13 protein-coding genes are annotated in these 14,822 nt (G+C 68.7%); 6 read left to right on the forward strand and 7 right to left on the reverse strand.

Annotation, left to right across the window (positions count from 1 at the left end; translation table 11 throughout):
- The first annotated feature begins 58 nt into the window (after nt 1-58).
- The gene (locus ACO07J_RS13685) at nt 59-871 is read left to right on the forward strand and encodes a Hint domain-containing protein (protein ID WP_422029883.1); all 813 of its coding nucleotides are present in this window, start codon (nt 59-61) and stop codon (nt 869-871) included.
- A 458-nt stretch (nt 872-1,329) separates the two neighbouring features.
- Here the strand turns inward: ACO07J_RS13685 and ACO07J_RS13690 are convergent, their stop codons facing one another.
- The 4 genes from ACO07J_RS13690 to ACO07J_RS13705 all read right to left on the reverse strand — a co-directional run bounded on the left by ACO07J_RS13690 (nt 1,330) and on the right by ACO07J_RS13705 (nt 6,971).
- Nucleotides 1,330-1,854: a toxin-activating lysine-acyltransferase gene (locus tag ACO07J_RS13690; protein ID WP_422029885.1), complete on the reverse strand. Its 525-nt coding sequence runs from the start codon at nt 1,852-1,854 to the stop codon at nt 1,330-1,332.
- Nucleotides 1,851-2,816 carry a Hint domain-containing protein gene (locus tag ACO07J_RS13695; RefSeq protein WP_422029887.1) on the reverse strand — a complete coding sequence of 322 codons (966 nt, stop codon included), beginning with the start codon at nt 2,814-2,816 and terminating at the stop codon, nt 1,851-1,853. Before ACO07J_RS13695 ends, ACO07J_RS13690 begins: the two co-directional genes overlap by 4 nt.
- Nucleotides 2,817-3,008: 192 nt before the next feature.
- A complete protein-coding gene (locus ACO07J_RS13700) occupies nt 3,009-5,774 on the reverse strand; it encodes a [protein-PII] uridylyltransferase (protein ID WP_422029889.1) in 2,766 nt (921 codons plus the stop codon).
- 21 nt (nt 5,775-5,795) lie between these two features.
- Nucleotides 5,796-6,971, reverse strand: coding sequence for a penicillin-binding protein activator (locus tag ACO07J_RS13705; RefSeq protein WP_422029891.1), 1,176 nt, complete (start codon nt 6,969-6,971; stop codon nt 5,796-5,798).
- A gap of 85 nt (nt 6,972-7,056) precedes the next feature.
- Here ACO07J_RS13705 and rsmI point away from each other — a divergent pair, with 85 nt between their 5' ends.
- The 4 genes from rsmI (at nt 7,057) to ACO07J_RS13725 (ending at nt 10,451) form a co-directional block, all read left to right on the forward strand.
- Entirely contained in the window at nt 7,057-7,923 is an 867-nt protein-coding gene (gene rsmI / locus ACO07J_RS13710; protein WP_422029893.1) for a 16S rRNA (cytidine(1402)-2'-O)-methyltransferase, read from the forward strand.
- 189 nt (nt 7,924-8,112) lie between these two features.
- Nucleotides 8,113-8,532 carry a YraN family protein gene (locus ACO07J_RS13715; protein WP_422029895.1) on the forward strand — a complete coding sequence of 140 codons (420 nt, stop codon included), beginning with the start codon at nt 8,113-8,115 and terminating at the stop codon, nt 8,530-8,532.
- 75 nt (nt 8,533-8,607) lie between these two features.
- Complete coding sequence (gshB, locus tag ACO07J_RS13720) at nt 8,608-9,543, forward strand: glutathione synthase (RefSeq protein WP_422029897.1); 936 nt, start codon at nt 8,608-8,610, stop codon at nt 9,541-9,543.
- On the forward strand, nt 9,540-10,451 hold the full coding sequence (locus tag ACO07J_RS13725; protein ID WP_422029899.1) for an alpha/beta hydrolase: 912 nt from the start codon (nt 9,540-9,542) through the stop codon (nt 10,449-10,451). The genes gshB and ACO07J_RS13725 overlap by 4 nt, the downstream gene beginning before the upstream one ends.
- Here ACO07J_RS13725 and ACO07J_RS13730 read toward each other — a convergent pair.
- Together ACO07J_RS13730 and ACO07J_RS13735 are read right to left on the reverse strand one after the other, a co-directional pair.
- Complete coding sequence (locus ACO07J_RS13730; protein ID WP_422029901.1) at nt 10,417-11,931, reverse strand: YifB family Mg chelatase-like AAA ATPase; 1,515 nt, start codon at nt 11,929-11,931, stop codon at nt 10,417-10,419. The two genes, ACO07J_RS13725 and ACO07J_RS13730, sit on opposite strands and share 35 nt — an antisense overlap.
- 289 nt (nt 11,932-12,220) lie before the next feature.
- The gene (locus tag ACO07J_RS13735; RefSeq protein ID WP_422029903.1) at nt 12,221-12,676 is read right to left on the reverse strand and encodes a GAF domain-containing protein; all 456 of its coding nucleotides are present in this window, start codon (nt 12,674-12,676) and stop codon (nt 12,221-12,223) included.
- Nucleotides 12,677-12,790: 114 nt separating this feature from the next.
- Here ACO07J_RS13735 and ACO07J_RS13740 point away from each other — a divergent pair, with 114 nt between their 5' ends.
- The gene (locus ACO07J_RS13740; protein WP_422029905.1) at nt 12,791-13,249 is read left to right on the forward strand and encodes a GNAT family N-acetyltransferase; all 459 of its coding nucleotides are present in this window, start codon (nt 12,791-12,793) and stop codon (nt 13,247-13,249) included.
- A gap of 234 nt (nt 13,250-13,483) precedes the next feature.
- Here the strand turns inward: ACO07J_RS13740 and ACO07J_RS13745 are convergent, their stop codons facing one another.
- The gene (locus ACO07J_RS13745; RefSeq protein ID WP_422029907.1) at nt 13,484-14,656 is read right to left on the reverse strand and encodes a thiolase family protein; all 1,173 of its coding nucleotides are present in this window, start codon (nt 14,654-14,656) and stop codon (nt 13,484-13,486) included.
- Nucleotides 14,657-14,822 lie beyond the last annotated feature (166 nt).

Below are 14,822 nucleotides of genomic sequence, written 5' to 3' on the forward strand. Positions count from 1 at the left end.
ACGGTTTCTTAGGGATTGCGGGCGATGATCCGGGCCGAGAGCGATTCCGGGGAGACTGATGGCGAAGGGAAAGACGCCGGCGGGCGCCGGGGCCGGTGACCCGGGCAGGCGCGTTTTCGTCGTCGGCGCGGGCGGCGACTGGTGCATCGAGGGGTTCGGGCCCGGCGACGTGATCGCCGTGGATTGCCCCGGGGTCGCGGATTTCGCGGCGCTGTGGGCCTGTCTGAGCGAGGACGGGCAAGGTGGCACGCGGATGAGGCTTCCGGGCGGGCAGGTGATCCGGGTGGCGGGTCTGGATGGCCACAGCCTCGGGGCGGGCAGGGTCCGGTTCGGGCCGGGGCCGGCCGGGTTCCTGCGCGGGACGTTGATCGGGACGGCGGCGGGCGCAAGGCGGGTCGAGACGCTGCGGCCGGGCGACCTGATCCTGACCCGCGATCACGGGGCGCAGCCGCTGCTGCACGTGAGCCGGACGGAGCTGCATTTCGGGCCGGGGGCGCAGGCGATGAAACCGCTGCGCCTGCCGCCGCACGCGCTGGCGCCGGGGGTGCCGGAGCACGAGATGCGGGTGCCGCCGGGGCTGCGGTTCGGGCTGCCGGCGGCGGCGCCGCGGGTGGTGCTGGCGGCGCGGAAGCTGCGGCACCTGGCGGGCGTGTCGGGGCGGCCCAATTGCCGGGTGGCGCGGTGCTATCACCTGCTGTTGGAGCGGCACGAGCTTGTGCGGGCAAACGGGGCCTGGGCCGAGACGCTGCTGCTGACCGGGACGACGGAGGCGCTGGCGGGGATACCGGCGGCGTTGCAGGGCAAGGCGCGGCAAATGGTGCGACCGCTGGCGGTGAGCGCGGCGGAGGCGGCCGGGGATGTCGAGGCGTGAGGCGAGGAAGCGGTGCGCGGTGCCGGGACGGGACGGTCAGGACCGAGGTGTCGGGGCGGGTTTGGTGTGGCCGGGCGAGGTACCGGGACGGGTTCGGTGCGGGGTGATTGCGGCAATGGCCAGGAACGGGCGCCGGCGCGAGGCCCCGGCTCAGGGCCGGGGCGGAAAGAGTAGGGCCACGGTTTGGTGCGGGTTGGATGGCGGTGCAGGTCAGGCCGAGGGGCAGGGCCGGGTTCGCGGGCGGACGGGATTGTGGAGGACGAGGCTCCGGCTCAGGGCCGGGGTGGATTGGTGCGGAAAAGCTTTGGCGCGCGGGTCGAAGTGGCTGGCCTGCCAGCGGGCCAAGGGGCAGGACCGGGCTTGAGGCGGACGGGATGCAGAATGCGAGGCTCCGGCTCAGGGCCGGGGCGGGGAGAGTAGAGCGACGGTTTGGGGCGGGTCCGGTGGCAGCGCGGGGTTCAGGCGCGCGAGCGGGCGGCGAGGAAATCGGCCTCGGACCAGACCCTGGCGAGGTGCTTGCGCCGGAAGTCGATGTGGACGATGCGGCGGGTGCGGTTGTCGTCGCCGACGCGGCGGAAGTAGAAATCGTCCTCGGTGAAATGCCCGTCCTGCATGATCCAGCGGACCATCGAGGCGGTCATCCCCTTGTAGGGCGCCATGATGTCGATGATCCAGAGGCGGTCGCCGCTGTTCCAGTCTTCGGGGCGGAGGTCTTCCCCGGTGAGCAGGCGGCGTTCGGCGTCGCGGCCGAGCCAGCCCCAGGTGTAGAGGCCGCGGGCCACGCCGTCGAACCGGAACAGGCGGAACTGGCCCAGCAGCAGGGGCGGTTCGAGATAGCTGCGGAGCTGGGCCACCGGCATCCGGGCGTGGCGCGGGCTGCGGAAGGCGAGGAACATCATGTCGCCATAGGCGCGCAGGCGGTCGGGCGTGGGCGCCTCGATATCGGGAAGGGTTTTGCCGGTGTCGTCGGTGAGGGCGGTCATGAGGCGATCCTTTTGCCGGGGGCGGGGCCGTTCAGCAGGGCGGTTTCCCACGGGCGCAGTACCATGCGGGCGGTTTCCGGGGCGCCGGTGCCATGGGCGAGCTCGGGGAAGAGCCGGTCGAGCTCGGCGCGGGTGTCCTCGGCCAGGTCGCGCAGGGCGTATTCGCCGGGATGGAAACTTTCGGTGGGCAGGCCCTCGGTCAGCATGATCTCGTGCCGGTCGAAGAGGACGTGGAAATAGTCGACCCAGGGGGCGGCGTGATCGGTGCGGATGGTCAGGTCGTTGACCAGCCCCTTGGCCGGAACGAGCACCTGGGCCGCGCCGAAGAACAGCTCGGCCCGCCAGTCGTCGAGGAGGATGCGGTGCTGGGGCGAGACGGTGAGGTCGCGCGCGGGCTGGCCCGGGCCGAAGGCGCCGGCGGAGATGCGGACGGGCCGGAGCGAGGGGTCGGCGGCCAGTTCGGCCGCCGGGACGTGGCGGCAGCCGATCCAGCGGACGGGCCGTGCCGGGCCGTCGAGGGTGCGGACCATGTCGCCGATGCGCAGGTCCTCGACCGGGACGGGGCCGGATTCGGTGTCGATCAGGGTGCCGCGGGCGACGCAGATGGTGACGTTGATGACGACCGTGTCGGTGTCGGTGCCCTGGCTGTCGCGGCCGGTGACGGAGATCACGATGGTCTGGTCGGAGCCGGAGGCCAGGATGGCCTCGCGGTCGATATGGAACTCGAACTCGCCCGTCGCGGGGTTGTATTCGAGATCGCCGTACTGCCCGCCCTGGGTGACGGTGAAAGTGTAGCCCTGGGTGGCCTCGCTGGCGCCGCCGCCGCCGATCGGGACTTCGTCGAAGTCGCCCGATACGGTGGTGACGTCGGCCCCGGTGAGCGCCACGTCGAATGTCCACGTGTCCATCCCGGACGTGCCACCGCCGGTGGCACCCGTGGTTTCGCTGATGTTGTAACCCACTGCTCTGTCCTGCCTGTGTCAGCTCGTTTCGGCTGATTTGTCGGCAGTTTACCGCGTGTTAGCGGGTTTGTCGACGCGATTGGGGACCTTGGCGGGAAAAGCGTGGCGGTGGGGTCGCAGGGGGGGACGATATCTTGAAAAGATATCGGGTCGAATTCTTCTGAAGAATTCGGGCGGTGGCGGAGGCGGGGATCACTCGGAGGCGCGCTCGGCCCCCTTGTCGATGGCCTCGCGCAGCTTGCGTTCGAGCATGCGCTGCTTGCTTTCCGTGTAGAATTTCAGGCCGAACATGTCCTTCACGTAGAAGGTGTCGACCACCTGCTCGCCATAGGTCGCGATGACGGCGGAGTTGATGTAGACATTGCCCGCCGCCAGCGTGCGGGTGAGGTCGTAGAGCAGGCCGGGCCGGTCGCGGGTGTCGACCTCGATGATGGTGTAGATTTCCGAGCCTTCGTTGTCGAAGGTGATATGGGTCGGCACCTTGAAGGCGCGTTCGCGTTTCTTGAGCTTGTCGCGCGATTGCATGGCGTCGCGGGCGACGACCTCGCCCTTGAGCGTCTTGGTGATCATCTGGCGCAGGCGGGGGAGGCGTTCGGCTTCGTAGGGGTGGCCCTCGCTGTCCTGCACCCAGAAGACCGCCGTGGCGAAGCCGTCCTTGGAGGTGTAGGTGCGGGCGTCGACCACGTTGGCGCCGACGAGGGCCAGCGCGCCGGCGAGGCGGGAGAAGATGCCCGGGTGATCGGCCAGCGCGAAGCAGGCGCGGGTGGCGTCGCGGTCGTCGTCGACGGCGAGGTCGATGGCGATCTCGTCCTCGTGCAGGTCGCGCAGCAGACGGGCGAAAACCACGTGCGCGGTGACGTGCAGCCCCTGCCAGTAGGGCGGGTAGTGGCGGGCGGTTTCGGTCTTGAGGTCTTTCGGATCCCAGTCGGCCAGCGCCTCGCGCAGGTTGCGCTTGGCATCCGAGCCGCGCTGTTCGCGGTTGAGCTCTTCGAGCCCGCCTTCCATGGCGCGGCGGGTCTGGCGGTAGAGCGCGCGCAGGAGTGAGGCCTTCCAGTTGTTCCAGGTGTTGGGGCCCACGCCGCGGATGTCGCAGACGGTGAGCACGCAGAGCAGGTCGAGCCGTTCCTTGGTCTGCACCGCCTTGGCGAAGTCGCGCACGGTGCGGGGGTCGGCGATGTCGCGTTTCTGGGCCATGTCCGACATCAAGAGGTGATAGCGGACCAGCCATTCGACGGTGTCGACCTCCTTGGGTTTGAGCCCGAGGCGGGGCGCGACCTTGCGGGCGATCTGGGCGCCGAGGATCGAGTGATCCTCGTCCCGGCCCTTGCCGATGTCGTGCAGCAGGAGCGCCACGTAGAGCACCCGGCGGTTGACGCCTTCCTCGAGGATCGAGGAGGCGACCGGCAGCGCCTCGTCCAGCTCGTGGCGTTCGATCTTGTCGAGCTGGGAGATGCACTGGATGATATGCTCGTCGACCGTGTAGCTGTGATACATGTTGAACTGCATCAGCGCGCGGATCGGTTCGAATTCCGGCAGGAAGGCCGAGAGCACGCCGAGCTCGTTCATCCGGCGGAGTGCCCGTTCGGGGTTGCCGTGTTTCAGTAGCAGGTCGAGGAAGAGCTTGCGCGCCTTGGGGTCGTTGCGGAAGCTTTCGTCGATCAGTTTCAGGTTGGCGGTGACCAGGCGCATGGCATCGGGGTGAATGAGCAGGCCGGTGCGCAGCCCCTCCTCGAAGAGCCGCAGGAGGTTGATCCGGTCGGAGAGGAATTTCTTCTCGTCGACGATGGCGAGGCGGCCATGCACCTCGGCGTAGTTGTCCTTGAGCTTGCGCTTGCGCTTGAAGAGCCGCTGCAGGAGCGGCTGCGATTTCACGTGCGAGGCTTCCAGCTTGGTCAGCAGGATGCGGGTCAGCTCGCCCACCGCGGTGGCGTGGCGGAAGTAATCCTGCATGAAATGCTCGACCGCGCGGCGGCCGGGCGTGTCGACATAGCCCATGCGGGTGGCGACCTCGACCTGAAGGTCGAAAGTGAGCTGTTCGGTGGCGCGCCCGGTGATCAGGTGCATGTGGCAGCGCACCGCCCAGAGGAAATTGTGGGCCTTGGCGAAGGTGGCGAATTCCTCTTCCGCGAAGAGGCCGAGGGTGACGAGATCGGCCACGTCGTCGACCCGGTGGACATACTTGGCGACCCAGAACAGGCATTGCAGGTCGCGCAGCCCGCCCTTGCCCTCCTTGACGTTGGGCTCGACCATGTAGCGGACGCCCTGTTTCTGGTGGCGGGTGCCGCGTTCCTCGAGCTTGGCCTCGATGAACTCGCGCTCGGTGCCCTCGAAGAGCTCCTCGCGCAGGCGGGTGCGGAGGGTTTCGCCCAGCGCGGCATCGCCGTAGATGAAGCGTTTTTCCAGCAGGGCCGTGCGGATGGTGAAATCCTCGGCCCCGAGGCGCAGGCAATCCTTCACCGTGCGGCTGGAATGGCCGACCTTCAGGCGAAGGTCCCACAGGATGTAGAGGGTGCTTTCGATGACGCTCTCGGCCCAGGGGGTGATCTTGTAGGGCGTCAGGAACAGCAGGTCGACATCGGAAAACGGCGCCATTTCGCCCCGGCCATAGCCGCCGACGGCGAAGACGGCGATGCGCTCGGCCTCGGTGGGGGTGGGCAGCGGGTGCATGTGGCGGGCGGCGAGGTCGAGCGCGGTGCGCACGATGCAGTCGGTGAGCCAGCTGTAGGAGCGGATGGCGGCCTCGGCGGCGAAGGGGTCGGCGGTGAGGCCCGCGGCGATCGTGCCGCGGCCCGATTCCATCGCCGCGGCGAGCGTGTCGACCACCGCCTTGCGCTGGGCCGCCGCGTCGCTGCCCGCGCCGGCGATGGCCGCGTCGAGCGCGCGGCCGACGGCATCCTCGTCGAAGATGCCGCCGGCCGGGCCGATCAGGTCCGCCGGAGGGGGGGCTGCGTCTTTCATTCCGGTCCGGTCAGCGCGGGATCAGAAGCCCGCGCCTTCGAAGCCTTGCGGCGCCGGGCTCAGCACCTTGACCTGCTTGTCCTGGATCGTGGCGACGGCGAGGCCGCGCTCGTTCGAGCCGTTGGGCAGGAAGCGGAACACGCCGTTGACGCCCTGGAAGCCGGCCGGCTGGGTCAGCGCCTCTTTCGTCAGCGCGTTGCGGGCGCCGCCGGTGGCCAGCGCGCCGACCGCGGCGATGCCGTCATAGGCCAGCCCGCTGAGGGCATGGGGCGGGGCGCCGTAGGCCGACTGGAAGCGGCTCTGGAACTGGGCCGAGCGGCCCGGGTCGGGCAGGGCGAACCAGCCGCCCTGGACGCCGGGCAGTTCGAGCGTCTGCGGGGGCGTGTCCCAGCGGGCGAGGCCGATATACTGCACCTTGTCCTGGCCCAGCCCGTTCTCGGGCAGCATCTGCGAGAAGAGCGGCAGGGCGCCGGCGGTGTTGGCGGTGAGGAAGATGGCGTTGGCGTCGGTCTGCTGGGCGGTGTTCTTGATCTTGGGCAGGGCCGAGATCACGCCCTGCTGCGAGAACTCGTAGCTGACCGCGCCCGAGGGGACGGCGCCGTTGCGGGTGATCGCCTCCTGGATCGCGGCGCGGCCGAGGCGGCCGGCGAGGTTGCTGGAATAGACCGTCATGATGCGGTTGCGCCCCTGCGAGGCGGCGTAGCTGACCAGGCGGTTGGCGGTGGTGTCGAAGGTCTGGCCCAGCACGAAGAGGTTGCCGCCGGCAATCGTGGGGTTGTTGGAGAAGGCCAGCACGTTGACGCCCCGGCCGGCGACGGCAAGCGCCGCCGCGTTGGCGGATTCAGCGTGCAGCGGGCCGATGATGATCTTGGCGCCCTCGGCCACGGCCTCGGCCGCGACCTGGCCCGCCTTCTCGGCATTGCCGGCGGTGCCGTAGACGCGCAGGTCGATCTGGACGCCGTTCAGGTCGGAGACCGCCATGCGGGCGGCGTTCTCGAGGTCCTTCGCGAGCTTCTGCTCATTGGTGTCGGCCGAGCCGTAGGGCACGAGAAGCGCCACCGGGACCGGGGCCGAGGGGTTGATCGAGGGGCCGGAGCCGATGATCGGCCCGCTCTGGCAGGCGGCGAGCAGGGCGATGGACAGCAGGGCCAGCGGCCCGAGGATCAGCTTGCGAAGCTTGGTGAAAACGGCGAACATGAACGAGAAGCGCTCCCTTCTGACGGCGGGACAGGGTCCCGTACGGGTTTCGGGCCGATCATAGACGTCATGCGGGAGGGGTCCAGTGGTGATTCCGGTCAACCCGGAGCTGGCTCCGGGGCTTTACCTGATTGCAACGCCGATCGGCGCGGCGCGCGACATCACGCTGCGGGCGCTGGATATTCTGCGCTCGGCCGACATGCTGGCGGCGGAGGACACGCGGAGCCTGCGCAAGCTGATGGATATTCACGGGGTGCCGCTGGGGGACCGGCCTCTGGTGAGCTACCACGATCATAACGCAGACCGCGCGCGGCCAAGGATCATGGCGGCGCTGGAGGCGGGAAAATCAGTGGTTTACGCCTCCGAGGCCGGCACGCCGATGGTGTCGGACCCCGGGTATGATCTTGCCCGGGCGGTGGTGGAGGGCGGGCACGGGCTGATCTCGGCGCCGGGCCCGTCGGCGGCGGTGACCGCGCTGACGCTCTCGGGCCTGCCGGCGGATCGGTTCTTCTTCGCGGGGTTCCTGCCGCAGGGGGGCTCCAAGCGGAAATCCGCGCTTGGGCAGTTTGCCGCGGTGCCCGGGACGCTGATCTTCTACGAATCGCCGAAGCGGGTGGCGGCGATGCTGCGGGACGCGGCGGAGGTGCTGGGCGGCGCGCGGCTGGCGGCGATGTGCCGGGAACTGACCAAGAAGTTCGAGGAAGTCCGGCGCGGCACGCTCGAAGAGCTGGCGGAGGAGATGGCGGGGCGGACGGTGAAGGGGGAGATCGTCGTGCTGGTGGGGCAGGGGGATTCAGGAACTGTTAGCGAAATTGATTTAGATTCGGCTTTGAGCGAGGCGCTGGAGGGGCGCTCGGTGCGGGATGCGGCGGATATCGTGGCGGCGCAACTGGGCATGAAGCGGCGGCCGGTGTATCAGCGTGCGCTTGAGCTGGCGAAGGGGCGTGAGTGACGGGCTGGCTGGCGGAGGTGTTTGCGTGAGAACTGGCTGGCGGCGGTGTTTGAGTGAGGGTTGGTTGGCGAAAGGTCGTGAGGTTTGGACTGGGTTGAGGTTTGTTTGCCGGGCCGGGCCGGGCCGGGCTTTGGCTGTTGGATTGGACGTTGATCTTGGTCCAAGCATTGCATTGCGGAAGGAGAAGGCATGACGAAGCATTTCAGGTTCGACCAGGGTGGCACGGCCACCGCGGTGCCGGCCGCGAAGCGGCGGCGGGGGCGGCGTGCCTACCTGTCGGGCGTCAGTGCCGAGAAGGCGGTCGCGCGGGAATATGACCGGCGCGGCGCCGACCTTCTGGAAACGCGCTGGCGCGGGCAGGCCGGCGAGATCGACCTGATCTTCCTGGATCGCGGCGTCTATGTCTTCTGCGAGGTGAAGAAGGCCTCGAGCTTCGATGCGGCGGCGGAACGGCTGCGCCCCGACCAGATGCAGCGCATTCACCTCGCGGCCTCGGAATACCTGGGCAACACGCCGCTGGGGCAGCTTTCCGAGGTGCGCTTCGACCTGGCCGTTGTGGATGATCGGGGGCAGGTGGACATTCGCGAGGGCGCGTTCAGCCATTTCTGAACGGCGCATTTCGGATTTGCACACCGGCCGGGATTGGCCCATGTAAAGGCTGCACGCAATTGCCGGGGGCAGCCCATGAAAATCGCCTTTCAGATGGATCCGATCGGACCGATCGATATCAACGGGGACAGCACGTTCCGGCTGGCCGAGGAAGCGCAGGCGCGGGGGCATAAGCTCTATTATTACACGCCGGACCGGCTGGCCTATAACCAGGGCCGGGTGGAGGCGCGGGGCTGGCCGCTGGTGGTGCGGCGGGAGAAGGGCAATCACTTCACGCTGGGCGAGGAGCAGCTGTTCGACCTGTCGGAGATGGACGTGGTCTGGCTGCGGCAGGATCCGCCGTTCGACATGTTCTATATCACCACCACGCACCTGCTGCAGCGGCTGAGCCCCGGCACGCTGGTGGTCAACGACCCGTTCTGGGTCAGGAACTTTCCCGAGAAGCTGCTGATCCTCGACTTCCCCGAGCTAATGCCGCCCACGGCGATTGCCCGCGACCTCGACACGATCAAGGCGTTCCGGGCCGAGCATGGCGACATCATCCTCAAGCCGCTTTACGGCAATGGCGGGGCCGGCGTCTTTCACCTGCCCGAGAGCGACCGGAACCTTGCCTCGCTGCATGAAATGTTCACCGGGTTCAGCCGCGAGCCGCTGATCGCGCAGAAATACCTGCCGGAGATCAAGAAGGGCGACAAGCGGGTGATCCTTGTCGATGGCGAGCCGGTGGGGGCGATCAACCGCATCCCTGGCGAGGGCGAGACGCGGTCGAACATGCATGTGGGCGGGCGCCCCGAGAAGGTGGAGCTGACCGAGCGCGACCGGGAGATCTGCCGCATCATCGGCCCGCGGTTGCGGGAGTGCGGGCAGGTCTTCGTGGGGATCGACGTGATTGGCACCTACCTGACCGAGATCAACGTGACCTCGCCCACCGGCATCCAGGAGCTGGAGCGGTTCGACGGGGTGAATGTCGCCGCGAAGATCTGGGAGGCGATCGAGGGCAAGCGGGCGTGAGCCTCGCGCGGCGCCTCCTGAACCCCTACCTGCGGCTGACCGAGAAGCGGTACATGGCGCGGGTGGAGGATCCTGCCACTCTGCGCCGGAATTTCGAGTTCAAGGCACGGCTGTTCTTCCGGGCGCCGTTCGGCACGCGCTACGAGCGCGGCGTGCTGGGCGGGGTGCCGGTGCAATGGGCGCGGGCGAAGGGTGTGCGCCGGGAGGCCGGGCCGCTGGTTTTGCATCTGCATGGCGGGGGCTACGTGTTCGGCTCGTCCAGCACGCATCGGGCGATGCTGGGGCGGCTGTCGGCGCTGGCCGGGCTGCCGGCCTGCCTGCCCGATTACCGGCTGGCGCCGGAGCATCCGTTTCCGGCGGCGGTCGAGGATGCGCTGGCGGTGTACCGGGCCGTCGAGGAGTGGCCCGGTGGGGTGGTGATCGGCGGGGACAGTGCCGGCGGCGGGCTGGCGCTGGCAGTGCTGGCGGAGGTGTTGCGGACGGGCGGCAAGGCGCCGCTGGGAGTGTTCGCGATGTCGCCGCTGACCGACATGGGGTTTTCGGGCGAGAGCGTGCGAACCAATGCCGCGGCCGACGTGATGCTGCCCGCGAGCCGGGCGACGGAGACGGCGGATATGTATCTCGACGGGGCGGATGCGGAGGACCCGCGGGCCTCGCCGCTGTTTGCCGATTTCACGGGCGGGCCGCCGGTGTGGTTGTGCGTCGGGGATACGGAGATTCTGCTGGATGACACGCGGCACATGGCCGAGCGGCTGGCGGCGCAGGGGGTGGAGGTGGAGATGCGGATCGAGCATGACCTGCCGCATGTCTGGCCGTATTTCCAGGGGCTTATGCCGGAGGCGATGGTGACGCTGCGGCAGATCGCGGCGTGGATCAGCTCTCTTTCGCGGTCGAGAGGCGGAAGCTGACGGCCTCGGCCACGTGGGGCCGGCGGATGGCGTCGGAGCCGTCGAGATCGGCGATGGTGCGGGCGACGCGCAGGACGCGGTGATAGCCGCGGGCCGAGAGGCCGAAGCGGTCGGCGACTTTCGTCAGCAGCTCGCGGCCCTCGGTATCCGGCGTGGCGATGTCTGTGAGCATTTCCCCCTCGGCATCGGCATTGAGGCGCATGCCGGGATGGTTGCGGTAGCGGGCGTGCTGGAGGTCGCGGGCGGCCTGGACCCGGGCGGCGACGGTGGCCGAGGGCTCGCCCGAGCCGGGCAGGTCGAGATCGGTATAGGCGACGGGCGGCACCTCGATCCGGAGGTCGAACCGGTCCATCAGGGGGCCGGAAATGCGGCCCATGTAATCATCTCCGCAGGCCGGGGCGCGGGCGCAGGCGCGGGAGGCGTCGGGCAGGTAGCCGCATTTGCAGGGGTTGGCCGCGGCGACCAGCATGAAGCGGCAGGGGTATTTCACGTGGGCGTTGGCGCGGGCGACCACGACCTCGCCCGATTCGACCGGCTGGCGGAGGGTTTCGAGGACGGAGCGGGTGAATTCGGGGAACTCGTCCATGAAGAGCACGCCGTTGTGGGCGAGGGAGATTTCCCCCGGCGAGGCGCGGCGGCCGCCGCCGACGATGGCGGCCATCGAGGCGGTGTGATGCGGTTCGCGGAAGGGGCGGGCGCGGTTGATGCCGCCTTCCTCGATCAGCCCGGCGAGGGAGTGGATCATCGAGGTTTCCAGTGCTTCCTGTGCCGTGAGCGGCGGGAGGAGGCCGGGGAGGCGGGCCGCGAGCATGGATTTGCCGGAGCCGGGCGTGCCGACCATCATCAGGTGGTGGCGGCCGGCCGCGGCGATTTCGAGGGCGCGCTTGGCGCGCTCCTGCCCCTTGACGTCGGTGAGGTCGCGGCCGGATTTGTCGGGGATCACCTCGCCCGGTTCGGCCGGGGGGAGGGGGGATTGCCCGGTATAGTGGCGGACGACGTCGGTGAGGGTGGCGGCGCCGATGACGCGGGCGGCGTCGACCCAGGCGGCCTCGGGTTCCGAGCCCTTGGGGCAGAGGAGGGTGCGGTCGGCCTCGGCCGCCGAGAGGGCGGCGGGGAGGGCGCCGATGACGGGCAGGAGGGAACCGTCGAGGGACAGCTCGCCCAGCGAGCAGGTGCCTTCGACCGCGTCGGCGGGGATGATTTCGAGGGCGGCGAGGAGGGCGAGGGCGATGGGCAGGTCGAAATGGCTGCCCTCTTTCGGCATGTCGGCGGGAGAGAGATTGATGGTGATGCGCTTGGAGGGGAGCGCGATGGCCATGGAGGTGAGCGCCGTGCGCACGCGGTCGCGCGCCTCGGTCACCGCCTTGTCGGGCAGGCCCACGAGGGAGAAGCCGGGAATGCCGGCGGTGACGGCGCATTGCACCTCGACCGTTTTCGCCTCGACCCCCTCGAACGCGACCGTGTAGGCGCGGGCCACCATCGCGCATCCCTTGCGTTGCCCAATTTGGTTAACAGGGTGGGCGGGAATGGTTGAGGATTGGTTAACGGTTCAGGGGCCGCGCGATTGCCAGTCCGCGGGGTGGCGAACCAACCTGGATGGCGGGCACTTTATCCATCAGCTTCCGAAAGACCCGTCAGCCTTGTGCTGCCCTCTCCCAATCGCCAGCCCGGGGGGCGGCCCCCTTTCGGCGATTGCTTGCAATCGCCTGTCGGTCAGCGGGCGATCGCGCGGCGGCGCGCCCTTGGCGCGCCTCGATTCCGCGCGGTGCCTATATTCTTCCGAACACGTCCCTCAGGATGCCGTCGAGACCGGTGCTGTCTTCCTCGGTGAAGGCGTCGGGCTGGTCGCTGTCGATGTCGAGCACGGCGATGATCTCGCCCGCGCCGTTGCGGACGGGCAGGACGATTTCCGAGCGGGTGGAGGCGGCGCAGGCGATGTGGCCGGGGAAGGCCTCGACATCCGCCACCAGTTGCACGTGTCCTGTCCAGGCCGCAGCCCCGCAGACGCCGCGGGAGAAGGGGATGACGAGGCAGCCATGCCCGCCCTGGTAGGGGCCGATCTTGAGCAGCTCGGGTTCGGTCACGCGGTAGAAGCCCGTCCAGTCGAAGCGGTCGTCGGCGTGGTGCAGCTCGCAGACGATCGTGGCCATGAGCGCGACGTCGTCGGTTTCGCCCTCGGTCAGGGCGGCGATGGTCTTGGCGGTGGTGGCGTAGTCGATCCTCATGGGCGTGGATATGGCACGGGCCGGGGCGTTCCGCCAGCCCCGGGCTTGCATCGTCCCCGGGGGATATGGCAGGTGCGGCCCCCGACACGCGATTTCCGGCCGAAGGAGAGACATATGACGACCCTGAGCCTGCGCCATAACGAGGAGCGCGACCTTGCCCCGCTTGCGGGGCTGCTGAAGGACGAGGGCGACATGGCGCTCGTGAACCCGCATGCGCGGTATCCGTTCGACGAGGGCGAGTGGAAGATGCGGTGGTTGCAGGAGGTGGATGACGAGTCGTTCTACCTGCTGGATGGCCAGGGCCGCGAGGTGGGGTTCTTTGCGCTGCGCGTGGGTGTGGGGCCGGAGGTGCGGCACCTGACCTACGTTTTCGTCGAGGAGGCGATGCGGGGCGGCACCGGAGAGGAACTGGCGAAGCTGGCGGAGGAGGCGGCGCGGGACCTGGGGGCGCTGAGCATCACGTTGAAGGTGGAGCTGGAGAACGAGGCGGCGCTGCGGCTTTACCAGAAGTCGGGCTACGAGGAATTGTCGCGCCGCGGTGGCATGGCCACGATGCGGCGCGACCTGGATTAGAAAGCGTACGGAAGCGTAAGGAGGCGCCGCGCAGCGTCGGGACGTGGTGCGGCGATCCGACGTTCATGGCTGTCGATTTATGCCTGCCAAGTACATTTCAGATCTCGAGGTCGCGGCCACATCACCAAATCGCCGTGCCGTCGGTACGGCCCGACGATGCGCGGCGGCGCGCCCCTGGCGCGCCTTGATTCCGCGCGAGCATACCGGCCCGCGCGGGTTTTCGGGTTGCGGTTTTTATACCCTTTCGATGGCGATGGCCGTGCCCTCGCCGCCGCCGATGCAGATGGCCGCGACGCCGCGTTTCAGGCCGCGTTTTTCCAGCGCGTTCAGCAGGGTGACCATGATGCGCGCGCCGCTGGCGCCGATCGGGTGGCCGAGTGCGCAGGCGCCGCCGTTGACGTTGACCTTGTCGCGGGGCAGGCCCATTTCGTGCATGAAGGCCATCGGCACGACGGCGAAGGCCTCGTTCACTTCCCACAGGTCGACATCGTCTTTCGACCAGCCGAGTTTCTTCAGCAGTTTCTGGGCCGCCGGGACGGGCGCCGTGGTGAACCAGCCGGGCGCCTGGGCGTGGCTGGCATGGCCTAGGATGCGGGCACGGACGTTGAGGCCGTTTGCCCTGGCCGCGTCGCCCGAGGCGAGCACGAGCGCCGCCGCGCCGTCGGAGATGGAGGAGGCGTTGGCGGGGGTGACCGTGCCGTCCTTGCGGAAGGCGGGCTTGAGTTGCGGTATCTTGTCGGGGCGGGCCTTGGCGGGCTGTTCGTCTTGCGAGATCGTGACCTCGCCCTTGCGGGTGGTGAGGGTGACGGGGGTGATCTCGCCCTCGAAGGCGCCGGATTTCTGGGCGGCGAGCGCGCCTTCGAGCGAGCCGATGGCGTATTCGTCCTGCGCTTCGCGGGTGAACTGGAACTTCTCGGCGCAATCCTCGGCGAAGGTGCCCATCAGGCGGCCCTTGTCATAGGCGTCCTCCAGCCCGTCGAGGAACATGTGATCCTTGACCTCGGCATGGCCGATGCGGGCGCCGCCGCGCATCTTGGGCAAAAGGTAGGGGGCGGTCGACATGCTTTCCATGCCGCCGGCGATCATCATGTCGGTGTCGCCCAGCGCGATCTGGTCAAAACCGATCATCGCGGCCTTCATGCCCGAGCCGCACATCTTGTTGAGCGTGGTGGCGGGCACGTCTTCGCCGAGACCGCCGTGAAAGCCGGCCTGGCGCGCGGGGGCCTGACCCTGGCCGGCGGGCAGGACGCAGCCCATCAGCACCTCGTTCACGGTTTCGGCCCTGGCGTCGGCCAGCGCGGCGCGGATCGCGGTGCCGCCCAGCAGGCTGGCCTCGACCCCGTCGAAATCTCCCTGGAACCCGCCCATGGGGGTGCGGGCAGCTCCGGCAATGACAACGTCTTTCATGGGTGTGATCCTCCTCGGATTTTGATGCCGCAGAATACCGAATGGTAACCAATACGGTCTAGCCTGCGTCGTATTAGTACCTAAGGCGGAGCGCGCATGGAACTCGACAGCAGGAGCCTGAACGGTGTGCAGGTGATTTCGGTGAAAGCCGAGCGGATCGATGCGG

The organism is Roseovarius sp., from assembly GCF_965228755.1.
Classification (GTDB): Bacteria; Pseudomonadota; Alphaproteobacteria; order Rhodobacterales; family Rhodobacteraceae; genus Roseovarius.